Source organism: Nonomuraea rosea (assembly GCF_039539705.1).
Classification (GTDB): domain Bacteria; phylum Actinomycetota; class Actinomycetes; order Streptosporangiales; family Streptosporangiaceae; genus Nonomuraea; species Nonomuraea rosea.
In genome coordinates this window covers 13,575-33,431 of sequence record NZ_BAABDQ010000027.1, presented here as the reverse complement: position 1 = coordinate 33,431, position 19,857 = coordinate 13,575, and the positions used below count along the sequence as shown (strand labels likewise).

Here is a 19,857-nt window from a genome sequence, read left to right as displayed (position 1 = left end):
GCGGTCCAGGTTCGCCGGTCAGGTAAGTCCGGCCGGGCCTGGGATCTCGCCCACGGCGTGGCCTCACGCGCGGCGGGTCCCGATGCGCGCCTCTTTAGTCGTTCATGGACGTTCGCTGATGGATTCAGAACGCGATTCCTGCATCCAACCTCCGGCGGATTCACGAGCACGGCTTCGTGTCCACGTACCTATCAGATGGGATTGATTCGAGAATGAGCGGCGAGCAGCCGAAGTTCGAGCTGACCGGGCCGCAGATCGTGGGAAGCGCCCTGGCCGCGGTCACCGCCGCGGTCGCGGCCTCCTACCTCGGCGTGTCGGGCACCGTGATCGGCGCCGCGCTGATGAGCGCGGGCACCACCGTCGGGACCTCCGTCTACTCGCACTATCTGAAACGCACCGGCGACAAGGTCAAGGAACACACGGTGACCGCCTGGCGCGGGCAGGTCGCCGGAGCCGACGGCGGCGCGTCCACGCTGGTCGCGGCGCCGGCGAAGGCGCCGCGCAGGAGATTGCAGTGGGCGCGGGTGGCCGCGGTGACCGTGCTGGTGTTCGGCGTGAGCATGGGGAGCATCCTCGCCTACCAGGGCGTGGCCGGCCGGACCGTGGCCGACCAGATCGCCGGCCAGCCCGCGAAGAAGGCCGAGCGCGACAAGCCCCTGGTCAGGCGCGACAAACGTGCGGAACATCCGGTACGGGTGCCGCCGGACCGGCCGGTCGCGACCCCGTCCGCGGCGGACTCCCGCAGCTCGATCCCGGCCCCCAAGGCGACGACCGGCGCACCGGCGGCCACACCCGCGCCCGCGAGCACGCTCACGCCTTCCGGCGCTCCTTCGCCCGAGCCCAGCCGGAGTGCGCCCGAGGCGAGCGCCGGCGCCTCATCGCCTGCCGAGCCGCCGCCGTTGTCGCCTGAGGAAGACGAGGTCGCACCGGAAGGCCAGGATCCGACGCGCTGACGCCCGGCTCCCCCGCCGCTGCCGGTGGCGGGGGTCTCAGCGGGGGTCGGCTTGTGGCGGGGTCTCAGCCGAGGTCGGCCACGGGGCTGCCTGGGGTGGGCTCTCAGCCGACGTCGGCCACGCGGCGGACGGCGGGGGCCACGTCGCGTTCGATCCACTCGGACACGGCGCCGGTGGGCGGTCGCAGGATCACGGTGTCGACGCCGAGCCTGGCGTACTCGGCCACGTCCTCGGTGAAGACCTTGAGGTCGTCGTCGGACAGCACGTCGCCCAGGTAGAGCACCGTCTTGCGGATGCCGGCGTAGTCGCGCCCCACGTCGTCACAGTGGGCGCGCAGCACGTCGAGCTTGTGCGCCAGCTCCGCGTGAGAGGGGCCGATGAAGTTGCACGCGTCGCCGTAGCGGGCGACCAGCCGCAGCGTCTTGCGCTCACCGCCGCCGCCGATCATGATCTCGGGGTACGGGGTGCTCACCGGAGCCGGTACGCATCGGGTCTCGGCAAGGCGGTAGTGGGCGCCTTCGAAGGGCCCGTCGTCGGCGGGATCCCACATCTGCCGGCAGATTCGCAGCGTCTCCTCCAGCCGCTCGAACCGCTCGGCCAGTGGCGGGAACGGGACGCCGAGCCCGCGGTGCTCGCGTTCGTACCAGGCCGCGCCCAGCCCCAGCGTGGCCCGGCCGCCGGACAGGACGTCCAGCGTGGTCACGATCTTCGCCAGGATGCCGGGGTGGCGATAGGTCACGCCGGTGACGAGCACGCCGAGCCGCACGGTCGTGGTGTGGGCGGCCAGGTAGCCCAGGGCGGTGTAGCACTCCAGCATCGGCTCTTCAGGGCCGCCGACGTGCTCCATCTGGAAGTGGTGGTCCATCACCGACAGCCAGCTCACGCCCGCCGCCTCGGCCGCCGCGCCGGCGGCTGCCAGTTCCAGCCCGAGCACGTTCGTGCCTTGAGGGTGATCGAACCGCATCATGTGGACGCCGAGCTTCACGCCGGCCTCCTTCCACAGTGAGACCTTCGCCGATCGAAGGGCCGGTTGATCCGACACTAAGACCTTGAGCGCACTCTAAGTCAACTACCGCGTCGGCTCGCCCGGACGACCCGATCCAGGCCCACCGGCTCGGCGTGGCGACCCGGGCCACGCCGTGCCGACCGGCGGCGTGAGGCCGGTGCCCGGTGTCAGGCCGGTGGCGTTCCGGCGGTGTCCGGTTTCAGGCGGGTGGCGTCCAGGCGGGTGAGCGGCCCAGCATCGCCACCACCCGGTCCAGTGCCGCGGCCCCGTCGCCCGCCGCCACCCCGGACAGGAACGCCCGTCCGGGACCACGCGTCGCCGGCGAGTCGGGCACCTGCTCGGTCAGCGGCAGCGCCGCCTCGGCGAGGTCGGCGTCCACGTTGGGCGGCACGCCGAGCGCCTTGGCGAAGTCCCAGCCGTGCACCACGCAGTCGATGAAGTGGAAGCCGATCGCCTGCGCCGCGGGAAAGGGGCCGCCGTCGCGTACCTCGGGCAGGTGGAAGCGCCGCTCCAGCACCCCGGCGGCGGCGAAGGCGTCGATCACGGCCTGGACCGACGCGGTGTGCTCGGCCACCGGGTCGTCGCCGAGCGGCCGCGGCTGCCAGCTCTCCAGCTCGGACCGCTCGCCCGTGGCGGCGAAGGCGAAGCCGTGGTTCTGGGCGATCTGGTGTTCGAGCAGGTCGCGGATGGCCCAGCCGGCGCAGGGCGTGGGCCGGTCCAGGTCGGCGGGCTTGATCGTGGCCACCAGGTCCGCGGTGGCCAGGGCGGACCGCCTGCTCAGTTCGATGAGGTCGGGCATGGCATCGTCCTGTCGTCCTCGAAGGGTCCTCTTGGCCGGGCTGACAGACGATAACGAACCTCCCGTGGGTCCCGGCGCGCGGGCTCCCCCGAAGCACAATCGTTCAGGAATGGCCGTATCCCGCCGGGCGGGCGGCTCGGGCGGCGGTCGAGGCGGTACGGCCGTCGCCGGTCCCGAGGTGCCATGAGACGATCACTTGCGGTGCGGCTCCCGGCGGGCTGGGCAGGGTGGCCGCGGTCCCCGCCATCGAGGGCCGCGGGATCGACGCAAGGAGCACGTACGTGATCGTGATCGTCACCGGCGGTTCGCGGGGGATCGGCAGGAGCGTCGTCGAGCGGCTGCACGCCGACGGTCTGGGCGTGGTCTTCACGCATTCCGGCTCGGACGAGGAGGCGGCCCAGATCGAGGAGCGGCTCGGCTCGCGGGTGCGCGGCGTCCGCCTGGACGTCACCGCGGAGGACGCGCCGTCCCGCCTGTTCGATCTGGCCGAGTCGCTGGGCGAGGTGTCGGGGCTGGTGAACAACGCCGGTGTCACAGGCCGGCTCGGCCCCTTCACCGCCCTGGAGGACGACGACCTGCGCCGCCTCGTGGAGGTGAACCTGGTGGCTCCGCTGCGCCTGTGCCGGGAGGCCGCGCGGCGGTGGGCCCGGCTGTCAGGGCGCTCGATCGTCACCGTGTCCTCGGTGGCGGCCCGTACCGGCTCGCCCGGCGAGTACGTCGCCTACGCCGCGACCAAGGCGGCCGTCGAGACCATGACGACCGGCCTGGCCAAGGAGCTGGCACCCGGCGTGCGGGTCAACGCCGTGTCCCCCGGGACCATCGACACCACGATCCACGCCCGGGCGGGCGAGCCCGACCGAGCCTGGCGGGTCGCCGAACGTGTGCCGCTCGGCCGTCCCGGCAAGCCCGAGGAGATCGCCGAGGCGGTCGCGTGGCTGCTGTCGGACAAGGCGTCGTACGTCACCGGGGCCGTACTGGAGGTTTCGGGCGGTCTGTGACGCCGGTCGAGGGCGGCGAGCCACCGTCCCGGGGTGAGCAGGTACGCACGCGGCGGTGCGCTCCGGCCAGGCCGCACGCACCCACGGGCGGAAGTTCAGCGGGAGTGCAGGAGGAAGCTGCGGACGATCGCGGCGAATCCGGCCGGGTCGCTCTCGTGGACGGTGTGCCCGGTGACGAGCTCCGCGAGCCGGGTGTCCGGGCGGCGGGCGGCCATGTCGCGCGCGTGCTCGGCGCTCAGCACACCGCTGCGGGTGCCCCTGACCAGCAGGGCGGGGCAGGCGCTGGCGAGCCAGTCGATCCAGTGGACGCCGTTCAGCTCCTGTTGTGAGGCGACCATGTCGCCGGGGCGGAAGGCCAGGCCCCAGCCGTCGGCGTGCTCGCGGATGGCGTCGACGAGGTACGGCGCGGCCTCTCCGAGCCGCTCGACCAGCGCGGTGCGGGTGGGCGCCCGGTGCGGCCAGGACAGGCAGAAGGACAGGTCGCCCGCGACCTCGGCCCCGATGTCCTCGACGATCAGGGAATCGACCAGGTACGGATGCCGCGCCGCGAGCTGGTAGGCGTTGACGCCGCCGAGGGAGTGGCCCAGGACGGTCACCGGTCCGAGGCGGAGCCGGCTCAGGACACCGGCGGCGTCCTGGACGTAGCCCTCCCTGGTGAAGTCGGCGGGGCGATCGGAACGGCCGTGCCCCCGCTGGTCGAGGGCGATCACCCGCCACTCGGGGGCCAGCGCGCGGGCCAAGCCGGCGAAGGTGCGCGCCTCGCCGAAGTGGCCGTGCAACGCGAACAGCACCGGCCCCGGCCCGCCGAAGTCGAGGTAGGACAGTTGCCGGCCGCCGAGTGTCACGGCCGCGCGCACGGGCTCGTCCGGGGAGATCGACACCATGGCCGACATCCTGCCAGCAGCCCGGTCGGCTCGGCGTCCCCCGGCGACCCCACCCGCAAGCTCGCCATCCCCAGCCGCACCGCCCGCGCGCCCGCCGCCCGGCCGGGTCAGTGCTTTATGGCGACGCCGCCCGCGCAGGCCACGATGGGCGGCTCGTCCCACGGCCCGGGGTCCGGGCGCCACCGCGAGACCGTCACGATGCCGGGCTCCAGCAGCTCCAGGCCGTCGAAGAACCCCGTGATCTGCGCGATGCCGCGCGGCGTGTAGGGCACCGCGCCGCTGGCCGCGTTGTAGCTGCGGATCGCCGTGACGTAGGCGGGGTCGAGGTCGCAGCCGTCGTACAGGGCCAGGTAGCTGCCCGGCGGGAGCGCCGCCATCAGCTCGCGGACGATCGCGCGCGGCTGCTCGTCGTCACTGACCAGGCCCATGATGCCCATGAGCATGAGCGCGGCGGGGCGGCTGAAGTCCAGCGTCTCGGCGGCCTTGCTCAGGATGCCCGCCGGATCGCGGACGTCGGCCTGGATGTAGGCGGTCGCGCCCTCAGGGGTGCCGACGAGGAGCGCCTGGGCGTGGGCCAGCACGAGCGGGTCGTTGTCGACATACACGATGCGGGAGGCGGGCGCGACCCGCTGAGCGACCTCGTGGGTGTTGTCGACGGTCGGCAGCCCGGTGCCGATGTCGAGGAACTGGGTGATCCCCGCCTCCCCCGCCAGGTGGCGGACCACGCGGGCGAGCATGTAGCGCGACTGGCGGGCGATGTCGATCATGCCGGGGAAGACCGTGCAGATCTTCTCGCCGGCCACCACGTCGACGGCGTAGTGATCCTTGCCGCCCAGCAGCCAGTTCCACACCCGGGCCGAGTGCGGCCGCGTCGTGTCGATCCGTGGGGCACCCGAAACATCACTCATGAGGAGGATCTCCCGCCTTCGCCGGTTTTGCCCGCACCCTACTCCCCGCAGCCCCTCGCCCGGACGAACGCCGCCGGGCGTGTCGGATCTTGCCGGCACCGGCCGCGAACAGGGCCGCGCTATCCCAAGCGCGCCATCCCGAGCGGGCTATCCCAAGCGGGCGTCGGAGACGTCCCACAGCAGCCGCGCCAGCTCACCCAGGTCCGCGACGCCGCTCAGATCGGGCAGCGGCCCCTCGAACACCTCGAAGTCATGCAGCAAGGTGTAAACGAGCATCTCCTCAGGAAAGGTGCGGGAAACCGGCCAGTTCGCGGCCCGGAGCGCGGCGGCGAGCAGCGCGCCGCGCCCACGGCTCCCAGAACGCGGGGTCGTTGCGCAGGACGGCGTAGGACTCGTCAGAGGTGATTCCTCCAAGATCGGGGAGCATGCCCCCAAAGTAGCGCGCGGTTGATCGTGATCGGCGCGACCCATAGCCTGCCTCCTGCTCAGCTCTTCGATCGGTGTTCACGGATGGGATGCGACGAATGACGATGAAGGCGGCACTCACGGTGGCGATGGCGGCCCTGACCGCCGTGGGAACGGTCGCGCCCGCGGCGGCGGCCCGCCTGCCCGCCTGCCCGCTGGTGTTCGGCCACGGCGGCTATCCCACGGGCGCCAGTGCCTGGACCAGGGACCAGGTACGCCAGCCCAACCACCCGCGCGGCGTGAACGACCAGAAGGCCTGGGGCGCCCAGGGCGTGGAGGGCGACGTCCAGCTCACCAAGCAGGGCACCAAGGCCGTGATGTGGCACAACACCTCCACCAACGGCCTGACGGGCGCCAACAGCCTCATCACCGGCCTCTGGTGGACGGCCGGTGCGGACAACCTCCAGGCCCGGCGCATAGCCCGCGGACCGTACCAGGGCGAGCAGGTCTACACGCTGCGGCAGTGGCTGGATCACGTACGGTCCCAGGGCCTGGTCGCCCTCCTGGAGATCAAGCCGGAGACGAAGGCCGTCCTGTCCGACGCCGCCTACGCCGCGGCCGCCTGGAAGGAGATCTCGGACCCGATCAAGGAGCGCCAGGGCACGCAGCAGATCCTGGTCTACTCGCAGGACGCCTGGATCCAGGGCCAGCTCGCCACTCGTCACCCGGGGCTGCTCAAGGGATCCGCCGCCCGCTGGACCGACAGCGTGGCCTGGGAGGAGCCGCCGCCCGCCTGGACCGGCAACACGCCCCAGTGGCAGGCCGTGCTCGACGGGGGCCCGAAGAGCGTCATGACGAACTACACGAAGGAGTACAAGACCTGGCTCGCCGGTAAATGCACGTGACCCGGAGAACACGGCAAGTCGTGACCGTGCCCTGGCGCTGAGCTGCGTATGGTGCTCATGCGAGTCCAGTGACCTGCGGTGACAGGTCGTATCGAGGCGGTGAGGTGAGATGCCCGGTCCGAGCATCGATGTCACGGCGCTGAAGCGGCGCATGGGGCGAGTCGGGGTCTGGAACAGCACATTGAGCGCGGAGTCCGCCGCGTTCGAGCGGGAGGCGGCCGCCGAGATCGAGTCGCTGGGCTTCACGACGCTGTGGGTCGGCGAGACTCCGGTGGGCAAGGAGGCGCTGACCCATTCGGCGATCCTGCTCGGCGCGACGCAGCGGCTGATGGTCGGCACCGGGATCGCCAGCATCTGGGGCCGCGACGCCACCGCCGCCGCGAACGGCGCGAACGCTCTCGCGGAGGCGTACGACGGGCGGTTCCTGCTAGGGCTGGGCGTGAGTCACGCGCCGCTGGTGTCGGCGCGCGGGCACGACTATCGCAAGCCGGTGACCGCGATGCGCGAATACCTGGACGCCATGGACGCGACCGAGTACGCCGGGCCGCTGCCGCAACGCGCGCCCCGGCTGCTGGCGGCGCTGCGCCCCAAGATGCTGGAGCTGGCCGCGCAGCGGGCCGAGGGCGCCCATCCGTACTTCGTCACCCCCGAGCACACCGCGCGCGCTCGCGCGGTCCTCGGCCCCGATCCGCTGCTGGCGCCGGAGCAGACGGTCGTGCTCGACACCGACCCCGAGCGCGCGCGGCGGACCGCCCGCCGGTTCATGTCGCTCTACCTGGCCCTGCCGAACTACGCGAGCAACCTGCGCGATCTCGGCTGGGACGACGCCGACCTGGCGGACGGGGGCAGCGACGCGCTGGTGGACGCCGTCGTGGCCTGGGGCGACCCGGAGACGATCATCGAGCGGGTACGCGCCCACCTCGACGCCGGCGCCGACCACGTCTGCCTCCAGCCGCTCGCCGACACGCCCCGCGACATGCTGGACCACCTGCGCGCCCTGGCCACCGGCGACGTGGTCTCGCTCTGACCCGGTCTCCGGAGGGCCAGGCTCAGCCCTTGCGCAGACCGAGCGCGAGCGGCCGGCCTCAGCCCTTGCGCAGACCGAGCGGCCAGGCTCAGCCCTTGCGCAGGCCGAGCGTGCCGGCCACGGTCTCCAGCGCGCCGAGATGCGCGTCCACCGAGCCCAGCCCCGCCCTCATGGTGTCGATGGCGAGGTGCGTGGCCCCGGACTCCCGCCACCGGCGGGCCAGGTCGTCCAGCTCCTCCGCGTCGCCCCGCCACGGGGCCCGGCCCTCCATGCCGAGCGTGGCGGGGTCGCGCCCGGCCTGCGCGGCGGCCTCCTCGACCATCGACCGGGCCTCGTCCAGCTTCGGCCCGGGAGACCACTGCGGGAACCAGCCGTCGGCCAGCCGCCCCGCGCGGCGGTAGGCGGCCGGCGACTGCGCGCCGAACCAGACGGGGATCGGCCGCTGGATCGGCAGGGGCGCGAGTCCCGCTCCCGTCACCCGGTCGAAGCCGCCCTCGAACGTGACCGACGGCTCGGTCCACAACCGGCGCATCAGCTCGACCTGTTCCTCGACGCGCTTGCCCCGGGTGGCGAAGTCCTGGCCGAGCGCTTCGTACTCGACCTGGTTCCAGCCCAGCCCCACGCCCATCCTGAACCGGCCGCCGGTCAGCAGATCGACCTCGGCCGCCTGCTTGGCCGCCAGCACCGTCTGCCGCTGGGGCAGGATGATGATGCTGGTGACGAGCTCCAGCGAGGTCAGCGCGGCGAGATAGCCGAAGAGCACCATCGGCTCGTGGAACGTGGTCCGCACGTCGTAAGGGCCCTGCCAGCCCTGGTGGATAGCCGGGTCGGCGCCGACGACGTGGTCGAAGACCATCACGTGCCGGAACCCGAGCTCTTCGACCCCCTGCCCATAGGCGCGCACCGCGCCCGCGTCCGCGCCCAGCTCGGTCTGCGGGAAAACGACCCCGATCTGCATAGCTGACTCCCTGTCAAACACCGATAAATACCGATATGTCCGGTCTGTGGTTTATGGGAAATAAGTGACATATGTGAAATAGATGCCTGCCCTTATTTCAGCGCAGCGGCATTTTCGCGCTTTAGGATCTCCGGCAGATGTGGCATCTTAGGTAAATTGCGGGCATGCTCAAACCCATGCAAGACATGACCAGAATGGCGGCAGAAACTTCTCAGGGCCTCTCTCCGTTTTGCGAGTAAGCAAACAGCGACTGTGAGGAAATGTGCACGTCACTTCATCCCTCAGTGCCCTTTTCGCGCTGGCCGTGACCGCCTCGGCAGCGCTTTTACCCACGCCTGCCCGCGCCCCTGAGCCCTCCGCCGTCAAGCCCGTCCGCGTCGTGATCCTGGTGGACGAATCAGGCAGCCTCACCGAGCCGGACGTCGCCCGCGAACGCGCCGCCTCCCAGCTCATCGCGCTCAGCGAGCTCTCGCCGCAGTCGCAGGTGGCCGTGGTCGGGTTCGGCAGCTCCAACGGCCCCGGCCAGTCCGCCGTCGACATCGTCTGCCCGCTGACCGGGGTCGAGACCGCGCAGGACCGCGAGTCGCTGAGCCGGTGCGTGGACAAGCTGCACCGGCGCGACAGCGCGGAGGGCGGCGACACCGACCACGCCGCCGCGGTGGAGCAGGCGCTCGACATCATGAACAAGCCCGACGACCAGCAGCGGGCCAAGATCGTGTTCCTGCTGACCGACGGCGTGCTCGACGTCAGGAACAGCCCTCAATACGGCGCCGATCCGCAGGCCCGCAACCGCAACGCCCAGGCGCAGATCGACCGCAGCCTGAAGGACGCCGAGAAGGCGCGGGTGCAGATCTGGCCGCTCGGCTTCGGCGCGGCCGACAAGTCCGGTCTCGACGCCTTCGCCGCGGGCGGCTGGCGGCAGCCCTGCGGCGACCAGGCATCGGCCACGCCGCGCGCCCGGGTGGTCGCGAGCTCGGCGGACGTGGTGCGCTCCCTGCTGGAGGCGTTCGCCTACGCCAGGTGCGCGGGCATCGAGCAGCCGGTGACCGACTCGCTCGACGCGGGCGCCACCGTCGATCTGCACGTCAACATCCCGATCATCGCGACCGACGGCTCGATCGTGGTGGTCAAGCGCGACAAGCGCATCCAGGTCACCTACTTCGACCCCGACGGCAATCAGGTGCCCAAGCAGGGCGAGCAGAACGACTCGACGTTCCAGGCGGCCGGCGAGGCGGGGCCGGTGGAGTCGCTGCGCATCCGCAACCCGGTGCCCGGCCGGTGGCGGGTCCAGCTCAAGTCGCCCGCCGGCGCCGACCGCCAGGAGGTCAGCGCGACGGTCGTCTGGCAGGGCGCGCTGCGGGCCTCGATCTCCCTGAGCAACCCCAGGCCGCGACCCGGCGAGCAGGTGACCGTGCGCCTGCGGCTGCAGACCAGGACGGGCACGATCACCGATCCGGCGGCGCTGGAGGGCCTGCGCTTCACCGCGCGGATGTCCGGCGCGGGTTTCCAGGAGCTGCCGCTCGACCTGCGCGACGCCGGCGACGGCACGGACCGGGCCGCGAACGACGGCGAATACTCCGGCCGGATCGCCATCCCCGCCTCGGCCACCGGCGCCCTGTCCTTCCTGGGCAAGGTGAGCGGGCCGGGCGTGGCCGGTGACGAGCGCCCGTACGAGACCCGCATCGCCGGGCCGGCCGACCGGCTGCGCGCCCAGGTGCAGCTCGACTCGGCCACCGTGGAGCCGGGCGGCGAGGTCGCCGGCACCGTACGCGTGACCAACGACGCCGAGCCCGCGCAGCTCGGCCTGCGGCTGCTCGACGCCCAGGGGCCGGTGAGCCTCTCGGCCCAGCGGCTGACGGCGCCCGCGGGGACCTCCGCGCACGGCATCAGGCTCCGGGTCGGCGCGGACGCTCCCCAGGGCCAGGTCGGCGGCCTGATCCAGGTGCTCGACGCGGCCGGGCAGGTGGTGGCCGAGGAGTTCGTGGACGTGGACGTGCAGCCGCCGGCCCCGCTGTGGCAACGGCTGCTGCTCATCCTCCTGGCCATCGTCCTGGTCATGGCCGCGATCCTCGGGTTCCTGCTGGTCAGGCGGCGGGCGCGGCTCAGGGTGGCCGACCCGAGCGAGCTGACCTTCTACCTGTACGAGCGGCCGGGCGAGCCGTACATCAGCAAGATGCAGGCGCCGCTCGGCGAGGGGCCCGAGTTCACCTTCGAGATCGGCAACGGCCGCCTGACCAGGACGTTCGGCACCGGCTACACCGCGAGGCGCGGCGGCGGCCAGACCGTCCTGGTCCGCGATCCGTCGGGACGGGAGCTGGATCCGCTACGCCCGGGACGGCCCGTCGCGCTGCCCGGCGGCCTGTTCCTCGGCGTCGACGACGCCCGGGCCAAGGGCGCGGAGCAACCCGGGCACCCCGGGCAACCCGGGTACGGCGCGCGGGAGCCGCACCCGAGCAGGACCCATAGACCGATGCCCGGTGACGACCTTTTGTGATGTGAGGGGCGCATGAGGATCTTCGATCCGATGATGTTCGTGGGGCTCGGCGGCACCGGCTGCCGGGTCGGGGTGGAGCTGGAGCGCCGGCTGCGGGACGAGCTGTGCGGTCCGGACGGAATGGACCTGATCAGGAACTTCAGCTGGCAGAACTACCAGCCGTACGAGCTGCCCTCGTGCCTGCAGTTCGTCTACGTCGACCTCAACGAGGCGGAGCTGGGCAGGACGCGGCGGCGGGTGGTGCCGACCGAGCGGGAGCTCCCCGCGGCCGGCCGGACCGCCCATCTGATCCACGACGTGGTGCCGAAGTTCGACTCCTACCCGGAGGTGGCGCGCAGCCTGCGGGCGACGCTGAGCGACCACGTCAAGGACTGGCTGCCGCCGCGCGAGCAGGAGCCGCTGGTCGCGCCGCTGATGCGGGGCGCCGGGCAGCTGCCCACGGTGGCCAGGGCGGCGCTGTTCGAGCGGATGCGGCACGGCCCGGGGCCGGTGGTGCAGGGCTTCGACGACGCCATCGGCTCGATCGCCAACTCGGGCAGCGAGCTGGCCGCGCTGGGCGGCCGGCTGCGGCGCAGCTGCGACGTGTTCGTGGCCTTCTCGGTGGCGGGCGGCACCGGCAGCGGCATCTTCTACGACTATCTGCACCTGATCGGCGACGCCCTGGCCCGCAACGGCATCAGGGCGCGCATCTATCCGCTGGTCGTCATGCCGTCCGCGTTCGCCGAGGGCATGGGCGGCGGCCGGCGGGCCCGGCTGAACGCCGGCTCCAGCCTGCTGGACCTGTTCCGGCTGGTGGACGACCAGAACGCGCCGCACGCGGGCACGCAGATCGACGAGCAGGGCATCATCGGCGAGCTCGGCGTGCGCTACCCGGGCAAGGGCGAGGTACGCCTGCCGACGGGCACGGTGCAGACGGCGTTCCTGTTCACCATGCCGCCCGGCGTCGAACGGGACGACCTGCACCGCTCGATCGCCTCGCTGATCGTGTCGCTGGCCGGGACCCAGCCGCGGTCCTCGGGCGAGGCGGGCGGCGGCATGGAGGATCGCGGCGAGTCCTCCTTCGCCGACGACTTCGTCAACCGGGCCGTGGAGCGCGAGGTGGCGGCGGCGTCCGGCATCGGCAACCGCGGGGTGTCCACGGCCTTCGTCTCGTCCATGACCGTGCCCGTGGAGGAGCTGGCCGACCTGGTCAGCTCGCGGCTGCTGGCCCGCGCGGTGACGCAGCTCGAAGCCGTGCCGCCGGGGGCCGCGGAGAGCAACGTCGACGAGATCCGGCGCATGTTCACCGCCACCAACCTGGAGCCCCTGAACACCCGCGAGCCGCTGCCGCTGCCGGAGGCCCGTGCCGTCACCGGCGCCGCCGCCGTCCAGAAGTCGCTGGCCAACCGGATGCGGGCGATGGAGGACAACCTGGCCTCGCTGGACCGGCAGCTCAGCCGCACCGTGCCGGTCATGGTCCAGGAGATGGACGTGCGGCGCGGCGCGCTCGAAGCGCTGGGTCAGGTGGACCCGTTCCGGCTGCGGCGGGTGGTGGTCGGGCTGCCCGGCGACGTGCACGAGGCCGACCGGCTGGGCTTCGCCGGGCTGCTGGACCAGCGCAGGGCGCAGCCGCGCAAGCCGTACGACAACATGACCGAGGCGCCCCCGCTGCCCAGGTCGATGCGGGACCGGGTGCTGCGCAAGACGCAGTGGGCCGATCCCGGGGTCCAGGCGTCGCTCGCCGACCAGGACGCCTGGTACCTGTGGCGCAGCCAGGCGCTCTGGCACAAGGCGTGGGCCGACCAGATGCCCCGCTGGGAGCCGCGGCGCAAGCAGCTCATCCGCGAGGTGCGCGAGTTCACCCAGGTGTTCGCCGAGCACGCCGAGGCCGACCAGGACCGGTTCGCGCGCCGGGCGGGCGAGCTGTACGAGACCCGCGTGGGCGTCTACCACCTGCTGCCGCCCGCGGGCGCGGAGGCCTTCTACGACGCGGTGCTCCGCCGCTTCGTCGACGTGTTCGTCGCCCGGCAGCTCCTCCGCCCGACCGACGGGGAGGCCGGCGTGGTCAACGCGCTGATCGGCGCGGACGGCTGGCGGCACGCCTACGACCTGGCCTGGCGCACGGGCAAGCCGGCCGACGCGCTCGACTGGGTGCGCGAGCGGCTCAAGCTGGAGGTGAAGAAGCTCTTCAGGGACCAGGACGAGGCCGCCGCGCTGGGCGAGCAGCCGCTGCTGCCCTCGCTGGCCGACATCCTGGCCCAGGCCGCCTCGGGCCGCGGCGACGATCCGCAGGTGCGCCAGTTCCAGCTCAAGCTGGCCGACCTGGTGCCGGGCGGCTTCTCCCCCGATGGCACGGGCGAGCTGAAGGTGCTGGTCTCCTACCCGGCGCCGGCGAAGGACCCGGATCTGGAGCGCTTCCTGAAGGACCGGATCGACCTGCCGGGCATGCCCGACTACCGCAACATCGACGCCGACTCGGTGACCGTGGTGCAGATCCGTACCTCGATGAGCGTCACCCAGGTCCGCGAGCTGCGCGAGGTCCTGCACAGCTGGGGCGACGCGCTGCGCGACGAACGGCCCCAGGACCACCTCAAGTGGCGCCAGCGCCTCGGCTACGACTTCGGCTATCTGGCCACGACGGAAGCGCACCGCGTCCGCATCCTGCACCGGCTGCTCTGCCTGCTCTGGAACGGGCGTGTCAGCGTGGCCGACGGCGATCCCGCCTCGCCGTCGCGGATCAGGATCGACGTCGAGGGCGGCTCGATGACGCTGCCCCTGACCGGGTACGGCAAGGCGTCCTCGTGGCCGAGCATGCTGCGCGCGTACGAGCAGTGGGTGATCGGCGGCGACGAGGAGTTCCGCAGCCTGGTCAGCGAGCAGCTCATGGACGCCACGCCCGACGGCCTGGCGGGCACGCTCAGCGCGCCCGACCCGCTCTTCCACCTCGTCACGGGCATGTCGGCCGATCAGCTCGGGCTGCTGGAGATCATGACGCCCAAGCTGCCCTCGGGCGCGCGCAGCCGGGCCGACCAGCTCATCGCGTTCTGGGCGCACACCCTGCCCGCCGCGCTGGACCTGCCCTTCGAACGGGTCTCCGAGGCCGTCGCCTACAACCTGCGCGACCTGGACGCGCTCATCGGAGAGTGAGCATGGTCGTCGTGCTCGACCTGCGCAAGGAGGAGCCGGCGCGGCTCGGCTCCCGGGTCCTGGTGGTGACCGACACCGAGCGCCTGGCCACCGGGCAGCGGGTGCTGCAGGAGGTGTTCAGCTCGCGGCTGGTCAGATCGGTGCTGGTCGTGGCCGTGGGCTCCGGGCTGCGCCTGCCTCCCGCGCTGGACGGGGAGAGCCGCAGGGTGCTGTGGGTGGGCGACCCGCGCGGCATCCTCTGGGACGCCGACACCGGAGAGGCGGCGCACGGCCCCGGCGTCAGCGCCGAGCCTGTCCTGATCGATCTGCTGACGCAGCCGGAGGTGTTCGACGAGGTGGTCAGCGGCCTGGGCGACATCCCGTACGGCACCGCCTCGCCCGGCTGGCGCATCGTGGCCGGCCGGATCGACGCGGACGTGCTCGCGCAGACGTTCCGCGAGGTGGCCGAGCGCTTCGACGGGCCCGTCCAGCAGGACACGGCCGCGTTCAGCTCGCCGCTGGCCACCGCGCTGCCGGTGCTCAGCGGCGCCGCGGACCTGCCCGCCGACCTCCTCGACGCGCTCGTCCCCGACGGCGCTCTGGACCGGCTCTACCGCCGGGCGGCCGGGCAGCTCGACCGCGCCGCCCGCGCCGTGGAGGATTTGGGCTACTTCCACGCCGCCCAGGCCAGGGCCGCGGCGGTCGATGAGGTGGTCGCCGCGGGGCGGGCGCTGGCCGAGTTCCGCGACACCGTCGCGCGGCTCTTCGAGCAGATCGACCACACCGACGAGGACGCCGGGGAGCGGCTGGCGTCGAGCGGGATCAAGTTCGCCACCCCGGCGGGCATGGGTCACGCCGAGATCACCGCCGAGCTGCGCGCCGACGTGGAGGCGGCGCTGGCCGAACGCAAGAGCCTGACGCGGCTGGTCGCGCGGCTGCGCCTGCTGGCCGACCACAGCGCGCCCATCGGCAGCGCCGCCTTCGTCGACGATCTCTGGCGGATCTGCCCCGACCCGCTGCTCGACGCCCTGCACGTGCCCGCCGGCTACCCCGCCACGCTCGCCGCCCGTTTCGTCTTCTTCCGGCGCTCGCAGGCGTGGTGGCGCGAGCAGCTCGCGCTCGGCCAGGCGAGGACCGCGCTCGACGACCTCCGCTCGCTGCTCGACCGGGTCGCGGCCAGCGAGTGGATGCTCGGGGAGTCGCGCATGCACGCCTCCGACGCGGCCCGCACGCTGGCGGCGGCGCTGGGCGAGATCGCCGCGCAGGTGGCCGGGACGCTGATCGACTGGAGCAAGGCCGAGAGCGGCCAGGCCGCGGCCGCCCCGGCGCTGGACGAAGAGGTCACCGTACGCCTGCGCGACCGCGGCGGCCGGCTGCGCGAGGTCATCAACGGCGACCTGGTCGACGCGGTGACGGGCTGGCTGGAGCCCGGCTGGCCCGCGCTGGAGCAGGGCTCCTACCGGGACGTGCGGGCCGGGCTGGACGGCCGGGTGGACGAGACGCTCCGGCAGTACCGCTATCACCTGGCCCACCGGGGCGTGCAGGAACGGCCCGGTTTCGGCACGGGCGACGCGGGCCGCCAGGAGTTCGTCGATGCGATGTGGCGGCAGTCCCAGCAGGTCGTACGAGCGCTGGGGGCGGCGGCGAACGGGCAGATGCTGCAGCTCTGCGGTGACCGCGACCTGGCGATGCTGCTGCGGCAGGCGCGCGCGGTGCGGTTCGCGCCCAGGGCCGTACGCGGACCGGGGAACCCGCCAGGCGTCGTGTGGACCAGGTCGGGCCAGTACGCCGGCACGCTGCGCCTGGTGCCGGTGCGCCCGGGGACGGTGGAGGAGAACTGGAGTGAGGATGGAACCTGAGCCGCTGGCCTTCACCACTCCCGAAGGCGATCCGGTGACCTGGGAGGTGGAGGCGGAGCCGTACCACGATCCCTTCGAACGCCGGCTGACCCTCGTCGTCCAGGGCACCAAGATCGTGCAGCGGCGGGTGCCGCGCTCGGAGGGCCGCGACCGCGAGCACCTCTACGACCTGCTGGAGAACGAGGCCCGCATGGGCGCCAGGCTGCTCACCCGGCTGGGCCGCTCCTACCCCGTCGAGCTGCCCAGGCTGATCGGCTACAGCCTGGACGTGGCGGAGCCGTTCGTGCTGCTGTCCGACTACCGGGGGGAGCCGGTCAGCCGCTTCTCCGGGGCGTTGCTGATCGCCGAGCAGCGGGCCCTGCAGGCGAGCCTCTTCCGCGCGGTGCGCCTCCTGTCGGCCTGCGGCATCGTGCACCGGCGCATCGAGCCGGGCACCGTGCGGTGGGACGGCTCCGCCGTGCAGGTCACCGATCTCAGCCACGCCACCCTGATCGGCGCCCGCCGGCTGCGGCTGGGCGAGGCCCCGTACGCCTCCCCCGCGCAGCGGGCGGGCCACGGCCGGGCGGCCACCGCCGACGACCTCTGGAGCGCGGGCGTCGTCATCTACCGAACGGTCACCGGCCGCGAGATCGCCGACCGGCCCGACCTGACCGCCGCCCCTTCGCTGCAGCCCATCCACGACGTCTTCTCCGACGGGCCGCCGTCGGCGCGGGAGGTGCTGGCCCGGCTCCGGGCGCCCGACCCGATGCAGGGCGTTCCCGACGGGCACGACCTGGGGCTCGAAGAGGGGCGCGCCGCCTTCGACCGGGCGCGCGCGGCCAGGCGCGAGCCGGTCGCGGAAGAGACCGTCACCCAGGTCCAGCCGGTGCAGGAGCAGCCACCGCAGCCCTGGTGGGCGCGCTGGCTGCCGCTGGCCGTGCTGATCGTCCTGGTCTTCGTCGTCTGGATGGTGAGCCGGTGATGCTCTGCCCGATCTGCCTGCACGAGTTCGACTGGAGCGAGGACGAGCTCTACGAACGCACCCCCGCCGGCCAGTACCAGCGGCTCTCCCTCGACCTGGTCACCGGGGCCCGGCGCGAGGACCTGCTGCGCGCGGCCCACGTACGCTGCCCGGCGCCGGTGGCCGACCCGAGCCTGGAGCACCACCTGCCCTACCCCTACGTGCGCCACGGCCGCCCGCTGGTGATCGGCCTGGTCGGCGGGCCGGAGACGGGCAAGACCCACCTGCTGGCCTCGATGATCGGCGCCATCGAGCAGGGCGGGCTGCGGCCGTACGGGCTGACCACGGACGCGGTGGACATCGAGCGGCACGCCGAGTACGTCGACACGTACGTGCATCCGCTGATGGTGGAGCGGACCACGCTGTCGCGCACCACTCACAGAGCCACCTCCGAGCTGGCCGACGCGCTGCTCGTCAACGACGGCGAGCACACCACGGCGGTGGCCTTCTTCGACATCGCCGGCGAGCTGCTGCGCAGCAGCACGCACGAGGCGACCAGGTTCGTGCCGGCCGTGGGCGGGCTGCTGTTCGTGATCGACGCGGCCGGCAAGCCGGCCAGGATGGGCGACGAGTCCTTCCGCGCCGTGCTCGACCGGCTGCCCAAGACCGGCGGCCGGCTGAACATCCCCGCCGCCATCGCCGTCACCAAGAGCGACGCGGTGCGCTTCCAGGCGCCGGTGGACACCTGGCTGTACGGGGAGCCGGACCGGCTGGACCCGGAGGCCGTCCTGGAGGAGAGCCGGGACGTCTACGCCTTCCTGCACCGGCGGGGCGCGCAGGCGTGGCTGAGCCCGTACGACAAGTGCCGCAAGTGCACCCTGCACTTCGTCTCGGCCACCGGCGCGGCCGAGGCCGACGGGCGCTTCCCCCGTGGTGTCCGGCCGCGCCGCGTCCTCATGCCGCTGATCTCGCTCTTCGCGATGACCGGCGTCCTTCGCGGCTATCCGGAGGTGGGGCTCTGATGGGGCGCTACTCGAGTGTCGACTGGATCCGGTTCGAGTGGGACGAGCGGCGTACCGGGCTCGGGCCCGTACAGTCCTCGCTGGAGGACACCCGGGGCTGGTACCACCAGCTCGGTCCCTGGCTCGACCCCGGGCCGGCGGCGGGGGTGAGCATCTGCCGGCTCGTGGTGGACGAGCGGGTGGTGGTGCTCGCCCGCACCCGGAGCGGCGGCTCGGACAGCAGGCGGACCCTCCGGGTGCACGCCTACCTGGGCGGCTCCGTCACCCGGCCGTCGGCGATGCCGAACGTCCGCCAGGCCCTCGCCCTGGCGCCCGGGTGGGCCGCGCAGCTTCCAGAAGATCCCGAGCCGCTCGATCTGGCGCGGCTGCTGGCTCCGTACGCGGAGTCGAGCGTGATCCTCGACCGGCAGGCGCGGGCGGGGGCGGCGGCGCTCGCGCCGATCGTGTCCGAGCTGCTGCGCGGGCACCGGGAAGCGCTCTCGGTGGCGTCTCACGGGCAGGCGATCGTGCAGCTGTGGGGGCTGGTGGACGTTCTGGACCAGGTGCTGGGGCTCAGTCCTGAGACGTTCTCCACGTACGAGAGCGACGATCTCAAGCAGGGGGCCGAGGTCATCTTCCTGCAGCAGTGGCCGGGGCCGTCGTCGCGGGCGGCCCGCCGGTGGCGCGTGGATCTGCGGGCGCCGGACCAGGACGACCTGTACGGCGAGATCGCGGCGATGGTGGTCGGGGCGTACGCGCACCGGCAGCTGGGGGCGCTGGTCAAGCGGCTGGGGATCACGGAGGGGATGCCGCTCGAAGAGCGGGTCGAGCGGCTCATCAGCGCCGCCCAGGAGCCGCCGGCCGCGCCCCGGGCCACCCAGGAGCCGGTACGCCCGGCGTCCCGGGCCGACCCGGCCGAGCCCTGGGCCCCCCGCCCACCGGCCCGCCCGTCCCCGGACCGCGCCACGCAGCCACGCCTGCCACCGCAGAGCCGCGCCCTGGAGGACCGCGCACTAGAGGACCGCGCGCAGGAGGGCCGCGTCGGAGAAGGCCGCGCGCAAGAGGGCCGCACTACGGAACGCCGCATGCAAGAGGGCCGCGCTGCGGAAGGCGGCGCGCAGGAGGGGTCGTCGTCGGCCGACTCCGAGGCTCGCGGGCCGAGCTCTCCGGGAGCGGCGGCCGGGTCGCGCTCGGGGCTGGCCTCCCCGCTGCCGCCTTCCGACGCTCACCCGGACGCGCGGCCCTTCGTGTTGCGCGACGTGTTCGAGGACTTCCGCGCGGACCTGGCCGACGCGACCACCGCCGCCCAGGCCAGGGGCATCCTGGAGGACGTACGCGCCTGGGCGGCCACGCAACGGCCGGCCGAGGTGCGCCCCCGGCTGCTGACCCTCGTCCCCGAGCTGGAACGTCTCCTGCCCGACGACCAGGTCAACCCGGTCCTGCGCGCCCTGCTGACCCCGGCGCCCCCGCCGAGCGGACAGGCCGTGGCGGGCAGGCCGGCGGGCAGATCCGCCTGGCTTGAGCCCCGCTGGCTGATCATCGTCGCGGCCCTGTCGATCGTGATCGTCCTCCAGCTCGTCGCCGCACTCCGCTGACGCCCGCCGCAGGAGGCCCG

General features: G+C 73.0%; 18 protein-coding genes. 10 read left to right on the top strand and 8 right to left on the bottom strand.

The genetic code is table 11. The features are described 5' to 3' along the window. Positions 1-212: 212 nt before the first annotated feature. Positions 213-953 carry a hypothetical protein gene (locus ABEA43_RS43785; RefSeq protein ID WP_345571722.1) on the top strand — a complete coding sequence of 247 codons (741 nt, stop codon included), beginning with the start codon at positions 213-215 and terminating at the stop codon, positions 951-953. Between the two features lie 103 nt (positions 954-1,056). Here ABEA43_RS43785 and ABEA43_RS43780 read toward each other — a convergent pair whose 3' ends face one another. From ABEA43_RS43780 to ABEA43_RS43770, 3 genes are all read right to left on the bottom strand, one after another. Further along, the gene (locus ABEA43_RS43780; protein WP_345571720.1) at positions 1,057-1,938 is read right to left on the bottom strand and encodes an LLM class F420-dependent oxidoreductase; all 882 of its coding nucleotides are present in this window, start codon (positions 1,936-1,938) and stop codon (positions 1,057-1,059) included. 220 nt (positions 1,939-2,158) lie between these two features. Further along, the gene (locus tag ABEA43_RS43775; RefSeq protein ID WP_345571718.1) at positions 2,159-2,758 is read right to left on the bottom strand and encodes a TIGR03086 family metal-binding protein; all 600 of its coding nucleotides are present in this window, start codon (positions 2,756-2,758) and stop codon (positions 2,159-2,161) included. A gap of 103 nt (positions 2,759-2,861) precedes the next feature. Next, positions 2,862-3,035, bottom strand: a complete 174-nt coding sequence (locus ABEA43_RS43770) for a hypothetical protein (protein WP_345571716.1) — start codon at positions 3,033-3,035, stop codon at positions 2,862-2,864. A gap of 4 nt (positions 3,036-3,039) precedes the next feature. On the opposite strand from ABEA43_RS43770, the gene ABEA43_RS43765 reads away from it, so the two are divergent. After that, on the top strand, positions 3,040-3,756 hold the full coding sequence (locus ABEA43_RS43765) for an SDR family NAD(P)-dependent oxidoreductase (protein ID WP_345571715.1): 717 nt from the start codon (positions 3,040-3,042) through the stop codon (positions 3,754-3,756). A 95-nt stretch (positions 3,757-3,851) separates the two neighbouring features. Here ABEA43_RS43765 and ABEA43_RS43760 read toward each other — a convergent pair whose 3' ends face one another. From ABEA43_RS43760 to ABEA43_RS43745, 4 genes are all read right to left on the bottom strand, one after another. Beyond that, on the bottom strand, positions 3,852-4,640 hold the full coding sequence (locus ABEA43_RS43760; protein WP_345571714.1) for an alpha/beta fold hydrolase: 789 nt from the start codon (positions 4,638-4,640) through the stop codon (positions 3,852-3,854). A 107-nt stretch (positions 4,641-4,747) separates the two neighbouring features. Continuing rightward, entirely contained in the window at positions 4,748-5,548 is an 801-nt protein-coding gene (locus tag ABEA43_RS43755; protein WP_345571712.1) for an SAM-dependent methyltransferase, read from the bottom strand. 147 nt (positions 5,549-5,695) lie between these two features. After that, entirely contained in the window at positions 5,696-5,824 is a 129-nt protein-coding gene (locus ABEA43_RS43750; protein ID WP_345571711.1) for a hypothetical protein, read from the bottom strand. A 4-nt stretch (positions 5,825-5,828) separates the two neighbouring features. Continuing rightward, positions 5,829-5,975, bottom strand: a complete 147-nt coding sequence (locus ABEA43_RS43745) for a hypothetical protein (protein WP_345571710.1) — start codon at positions 5,973-5,975, stop codon at positions 5,829-5,831. A gap of 97 nt (positions 5,976-6,072) precedes the next feature. Here ABEA43_RS43745 and ABEA43_RS43740 point away from each other — a divergent pair, with 97 nt between their 5' ends. Together ABEA43_RS43740 and ABEA43_RS43735 are read left to right on the top strand one after the other, a co-directional pair. Beyond that, on the top strand, positions 6,073-6,858 hold the full coding sequence (locus ABEA43_RS43740; RefSeq protein ID WP_345571709.1) for a glycerophosphodiester phosphodiesterase family protein: 786 nt from the start codon (positions 6,073-6,075) through the stop codon (positions 6,856-6,858). Between the two features lie 109 nt (positions 6,859-6,967). After that, positions 6,968-7,885: a TIGR03620 family F420-dependent LLM class oxidoreductase gene (locus ABEA43_RS43735; protein WP_345571708.1), complete on the top strand. Its 918-nt coding sequence runs from the start codon at positions 6,968-6,970 to the stop codon at positions 7,883-7,885. An 88-nt stretch (positions 7,886-7,973) separates the two neighbouring features. Here the strand turns inward: ABEA43_RS43735 and ABEA43_RS43730 are convergent, their stop codons facing one another. After that, a complete protein-coding gene (locus ABEA43_RS43730) occupies positions 7,974-8,843 on the bottom strand; it encodes an LLM class F420-dependent oxidoreductase (RefSeq protein ID WP_345571706.1) in 870 nt (289 codons plus the stop codon). A 304-nt stretch (positions 8,844-9,147) separates the two neighbouring features. On the opposite strand from ABEA43_RS43730, the gene ABEA43_RS43725 reads away from it, so the two are divergent. From ABEA43_RS43725 to ABEA43_RS43700, 6 genes are read left to right on the top strand one after another with little or no spacing between them, the layout of a single operon-like run. Continuing rightward, entirely contained in the window at positions 9,148-11,337 is a 2,190-nt protein-coding gene (locus ABEA43_RS43725) for a VWA domain-containing protein (RefSeq protein ID WP_345571704.1), read from the top strand. A 12-nt stretch (positions 11,338-11,349) separates the two neighbouring features. Continuing rightward, positions 11,350-14,463 carry a tubulin-like doman-containing protein gene (locus ABEA43_RS43720; protein ID WP_345571702.1) on the top strand — a complete coding sequence of 1,038 codons (3,114 nt, stop codon included), beginning with the start codon at positions 11,350-11,352 and terminating at the stop codon, positions 14,461-14,463. Beyond that, positions 14,460-16,301, top strand: coding sequence for a hypothetical protein (locus ABEA43_RS43715; protein ID WP_345571701.1), 1,842 nt, complete (start codon positions 14,460-14,462; stop codon positions 16,299-16,301). Before ABEA43_RS43720 ends, ABEA43_RS43715 begins: the two co-directional genes overlap by 4 nt. Next, the gene (locus ABEA43_RS43710) at positions 16,285-17,262 is read left to right on the top strand and encodes a protein kinase family protein (protein WP_345571700.1); all 978 of its coding nucleotides are present in this window, start codon (positions 16,285-16,287) and stop codon (positions 17,260-17,262) included. The genes ABEA43_RS43715 and ABEA43_RS43710 overlap by 17 nt, the downstream gene beginning before the upstream one ends. After that, positions 17,259-18,263 carry a hypothetical protein gene (locus ABEA43_RS43705; protein WP_345571698.1) on the top strand — a complete coding sequence of 335 codons (1,005 nt, stop codon included), beginning with the start codon at positions 17,259-17,261 and terminating at the stop codon, positions 18,261-18,263. Before ABEA43_RS43710 ends, ABEA43_RS43705 begins: the two co-directional genes overlap by 4 nt. Further along, positions 18,263-19,837 carry a hypothetical protein gene (locus tag ABEA43_RS43700; protein ID WP_345571696.1) on the top strand — a complete coding sequence of 525 codons (1,575 nt, stop codon included), beginning with the start codon at positions 18,263-18,265 and terminating at the stop codon, positions 19,835-19,837. The genes ABEA43_RS43705 and ABEA43_RS43700 overlap by 1 nt, the downstream gene beginning before the upstream one ends. Positions 19,838-19,857 lie beyond the last annotated feature (20 nt).